Source organism: Proteus alimentorum (genome assembly GCF_002607735.1).
Lineage (GTDB): Bacteria > Pseudomonadota > Gammaproteobacteria > Enterobacterales > Enterobacteriaceae > Proteus > Proteus alimentorum.
This window is the reverse complement of record NZ_NBVR01000022.1, coordinates 379-4,858: the sequence shown is the minus strand read 5'-3', so window position 1 is coordinate 4,858 and position 4,480 is coordinate 379. Positions and strand designations below refer to the sequence as shown.

Here is a 4,480-nt window from a genome sequence, read left to right as displayed (position 1 = left end):
GATTTGATCGAATGCACGAGCAGAACCACCGTAAGTTTTAGCTAAAACTGTAGTGATTGCAGCAGTCAGAGTTGTTTTACCGTGGTCAACGTGGCCGATAGTACCAACGTTAACGTGCGGTTTTGAACGTTCAAATTTTTCTTTAGACATTTAAATTGTCCCTCTAAGACACGGAATCGGTGGTTACACCACATCAACCAAGCAGTAAGTAAATTAGCGATTTGCTAGTGCTTGTTAAGATTTTAATCAGGGAGGCAAGAACATGAAGGAGTGGTGCTGATAGGCAGATTCGAACTGCCGACCTCACCCTTACCAAGGGTGCGCTCTACCAACTGAGCTATATCAGCACATCTGGAGCGGGCAGCGGGAATCGAACCCGCATCATCAGCTTGGAAGGCTGAGGTAATAGCCATTATACGATGCCCGCAGAACTCGGCTACCTGACTTAAAATCAGCTTTGTATTCTACTTAAGTGTTTACTAATTTAAAACACTTAAGTTAGGAATTAATGGTGGTGGGAGAAGGATTCGAACCTTCGAAGTCTGTGACGGCAGATTTACAGTCTGCTCCCTTTGGCCGCTTGGGTATCCCACCAAACCTAATTTTTAATGGTGCCGGCACCAAGAGTCGAACTCGGGACCTACTGATTACAAGTCAGTTGCTCTACCAACTGAGCTATGCCGGCTAAGTGGTGCGCATTCTAGGAGGACTTTCATCATGATGCAACAAAAAAATCGCGATATTTGTTCTTTTGCTTAGATTTTGTTCACTTTTGATTGAATTGTTGATTTTTTAGGAAAAAAACGACCAAAATGCCAACAAAAATTCATACTAAATTAGTAAGCTAATTTAGCTATTCAGTCCTAAATTTATTAATCACCAATAAATTTTTAGAAAAAAGATTGATTGCACCTTCATTAGTCTACGCTAAAAAATTATTTTCATGACTATTTTTTGTACTTTTTTTACAGATTTATTCAGTTCGTGTCAAAAAAAGTAGAAAAAATTTAAAAAATATCTACGCCTAAGAGTCATCACTCGTTATGATGCTGTTTATTTTTTATCGGATACGGGTGTTTTAAACAGCCTGTCCAACCTGCGAATATTAGGCAGATGTTGGCTTATGAATAACAAAGAACGCTTTATAACCCCTTATTTAGAATTTGACAGAAAGCACTGGGCAACGTTAAGAGATTCCGTTCCTTTAACGCTAACCGAAAAAGAGATTGCTGATTTAAAAGGAATTAACGAAGAAATTTCTATTGATGATGTAATTGAGATTTATCTTCCTCTTTCAAGATTACTCAATTTTTACATAAGTTCTAACTTACGTCGTCAAGCCGTCTTAGAGCAATTTCTTGGAACAAGAAGCGCCAAAATCCCCTACATTATTGGCATAGCGGGTAGTGTTGCTGTTGGTAAAAGTACCACAGCTCGTTTGCTACAAGCACTTTTAACTCGTTGGCCAGAACATCGCAAAGTTGATTTAATTACTACTGACGGTTTTCTTTTACCTAATGCAGAATTAAAGAAACGCGGGATAATGAAAAAAAAAGGATTTCCTGAATCCTATGATATGCATAGTCTTGTCTCTTTTGTTTCTGATATAAAATCAGGTAAGAAACAAGTAACAGCCCCTGTCTATTCTCATTTAGTGTATGACATCATTCCAGATAAAAAACAGGTTATTGAACAGCCTGATATTGTAATCCTTGAAGGATTGAATGTATTACAGAGCAACCAGGATTATCCTCATGATCCACATAATGTTTTCGTATCAGATTATGTAGATTTTTCCATTTATGTGGATGCTGAAGAAGAATTACTAAAACACTGGTATATCAGTCGCTTTTTAAAATTTAGAGAAGGTGCGTTTACTGATCCTGAATCGTATTTTAATAATTACTCTAAATTAAGCAGAGAAGAGTCTATTGAAATAGCGTCTTCAATTTGGCAAGAAATTAATGGTTTAAATTTGAAACAGAACATTCTGCCTACAAAAGAAAGAGCGAGCCTTATATTAACCAAAGGCCAAAATCATACGATCACCAATGTTCGATTACGTAAGTAAATCTAAACAATCACCAGATTTGATCTACGTATTATTATATTTTAGTTATTAAAAATAGTATCGATAAATAAAAAGCTTTCCAATTTAGGAAAGCTTTTGTAGTTTTAGATGTTCGATACAATTTAAAGCATTACGATGCACTTCTCAGTGAAATCTCACCACCTATATAGGGTATGATTTTTCCATCTTGTTCTAAAAGTAAAGCACCTTGATCATTGATACCTTTAGCAACACCAAAGATCTCTTTTTCACCAATAATAAGCTTCACACGACGATCCATAAAATTATCTAAACGTTTCCAACGCTCGATAAACACAGATAACCCTTGTTTTTCAAATTGAACAAATGCTTCTCTTAATGCATTAGTAATTTCACAAGCAAGTTCATTTCTGTCAATTTTGATACCCACTTGCTCTAAATTAATCCATTGCTGGTTAATGGCTTCATTTTGATTCTTACTCATCGCGATATTGATACCAATACCTGTGACGATATGAGCAACATCACCTGTTTTTCCTGTTAGCTCAACAAGAATACCTGAAAGCTTTTTATCATTTAAATAGAGATCGTTAGGCCATTTAACTTTAACGCCTTCTGCGCCCAGTTTTTGCAATACTTCAGCCATAATAACACCGACAACCAAACTCAGCCCTATTGCAGCTGCAGGCCCTTGATCGAGCTTCCAATACATACTTAAATATAAATTTCGACCAAAAGGCGAAATCCATTGGCGCCCTCTTCTACCTCGCCCAGCAGACTGATATTCAGCAATACAGACATCACCCGATGTTAATTCGCTAATACGTTGGATCAAGTATTGGTTTGTAGAATCGATAACAGGAATAACGCTCGCGGGTTCACCTTTAATGTTCTTGTTTACACTATCTACATTTAATAAATTCATAGGAGCATCTAGTTGATAGCCCTTTCCTGCGACAGTTTGAACATCAATACCCCAACTACGCAATGTCTGAATATGTTTATTAATACCTGCGCGTGTCATTCCTAAGCTTTCGCCTAGTTGCTCTCCTGAATGGATATTTCCATCAGCAAGGAGCTCAATTAATAATAAGGGAGTTGGTGTTTCTTTCATGAAATAGCGTCCACTGCATTGATTTCGCCATGTTGACCAATAAAACGAACTTCTGGCTCTAATTGTACACCGAAGCGCTCGAAGACTTTTTGGCGTATATATGTAGCTAGATTAACAATGTCCTTGCCTGTTGCTAGACCATCTTTATTGATGAGAACGAGTGCTTGCTTCATATGAACAGATGCACCACCAATCTGATGGCCTTTAAGACCACATTGATCAATCAGCCAACCTGCAGCAAGTTTTACACCATCTTGTTGAACATATTGAGGGCAGAAGGGGTATTCGGCTTTTAAATGTTGTGCAATACGAGTATCAACAATTGGATTCTTGAAAAAGCTACCTGCATTACCTGTTATGGTAGGATCTGGCAGTTTGCTCGTTCTCATGGAGCATACAGATCCAAACACATCTGTTGGCGTTACCGTTTCTAATGATAATTTTGATAAATCGCCATACGTAAGAATAGGCTCCCATTTTTTGCTAAGCTGTAAGCCAACAGCAATAATAGCAAAGCCTTGCTGGTAATGATGTTTGAAAATACTATCACGGTAACCAAACTGACATTCAGTATTAGTTAATCGCTGTACACGACCGGTGCTTAGCTCAGCAATATCAACATAAGCACAAACATCTTTTAATTCTTTGCCATAAGCGCCGATATTTTGTATGGGTGCTGACCCCACATTTCCGGGGATCAGCGCTAAATTTTCTAGTCCATAGATATTTTTTTCTAACAGATATTCAATAAGTGCATGCCAGTTTTCGCCCGCACCAACATGAATAAACCAATATTGCGCATCTTCAGTAATTTCAATACCAGTAATACAGTTACGAATAACAATGCCATTAAAATCTTCTGTAAATAGTACGTTACTACCGCCCCCTAGAATAAGTGTTGGTAATTTCTGCTCATGGGCATTTTGCCAATATGTACAAAGCTCATCTTTATTATTTGCAGTTTCTATTTGGTGAGCTTTTGCTCTCAAACCAAATGTATTAAATGCTTGCAATGAAACCGATTCTTTCATGAAAGTCTACCTCATTTAGCTGATAGCTTAGTTTAACAGCCAAGCATCGCTGAGGATAGCAAAGTGATGGGTGATTAGTGTAGAGATATTACATCTGCAGTTTCGATGTCTAGAATGCAAAAAAGCCAACCCATTGGGTTGGCTTTCTCGTCTTATTTAATGCCTGGCAGTTCCCTACTCTCACATGGGGAGGCCCCACACTACCATCGGCGCTACAACGTTTCACTTCTGAGTTCGGCATGGGTTCAGGTGGGTCCGCTGCGCTATGGCCGCCAAGCAAATTCT

General features: G+C 38.1%; 4 protein-coding genes, 4 tRNA genes and 1 rRNA gene. 1 reads left to right on the top strand and 8 read right to left on the bottom strand.

What is annotated here, in order from left to right:
* The 5 genes from B6258_RS06685 to B6258_RS06665 all read right to left on the bottom strand — a co-directional run.
* A partial coding sequence (locus B6258_RS06685; protein WP_235514998.1) for a GTP-binding protein occupies window positions 1-150 on the bottom strand: 150 nt, incomplete at its 3' end.
* A 121-nt stretch (window positions 151-271) separates the two neighbouring features.
* Window positions 272-347: transfer RNA gene (locus B6258_RS06680), tRNA-Thr, on the bottom strand.
* A gap of 5 nt (window positions 348-352) precedes the next feature.
* Window positions 353-427 (bottom strand) — tRNA-Gly (locus B6258_RS06675).
* 82 nt (window positions 428-509) lie between these two features.
* A tRNA-Tyr gene (locus tag B6258_RS06670) sits at window positions 510-594 on the bottom strand.
* 15 nt (window positions 595-609) lie between these two features.
* Window positions 610-685, bottom strand: a tRNA-Thr gene (locus B6258_RS06665).
* Between the two features lie 438 nt (window positions 686-1,123).
* Here B6258_RS06665 and coaA point away from each other — a divergent pair.
* A complete protein-coding gene (gene coaA / locus B6258_RS06660) occupies window positions 1,124-2,071 on the top strand; it encodes a type I pantothenate kinase (RefSeq protein ID WP_099074622.1) in 948 nt (315 codons plus the stop codon).
* A 130-nt stretch (window positions 2,072-2,201) separates the two neighbouring features.
* Here the strand turns inward: coaA and birA are convergent, their stop codons facing one another.
* The 3 genes from birA to rrf form a co-directional block, all read right to left on the bottom strand.
* Window positions 2,202-3,164: a bifunctional biotin--[acetyl-CoA-carboxylase] ligase/biotin operon repressor BirA gene (gene birA, locus B6258_RS06655; RefSeq protein ID WP_099074621.1), complete on the bottom strand. Its 963-nt coding sequence runs from the start codon at window positions 3,162-3,164 to the stop codon at window positions 2,202-2,204.
* Window positions 3,161-4,195 (bottom strand): UDP-N-acetylmuramate dehydrogenase, encoded by a 1,035-nt coding sequence (murB, locus tag B6258_RS06650; RefSeq protein WP_099074620.1) that lies wholly within the window; start codon window positions 4,193-4,195, stop codon window positions 3,161-3,163. The genes birA and murB overlap by 4 nt, the downstream gene beginning before the upstream one ends.
* Window positions 4,196-4,356: 161 nt before the next feature.
* Window positions 4,357-4,472 (bottom strand): 5S ribosomal RNA (rrf, locus tag B6258_RS06645).
* Between the last annotated feature and the right edge of the window lie 8 nt (window positions 4,473-4,480).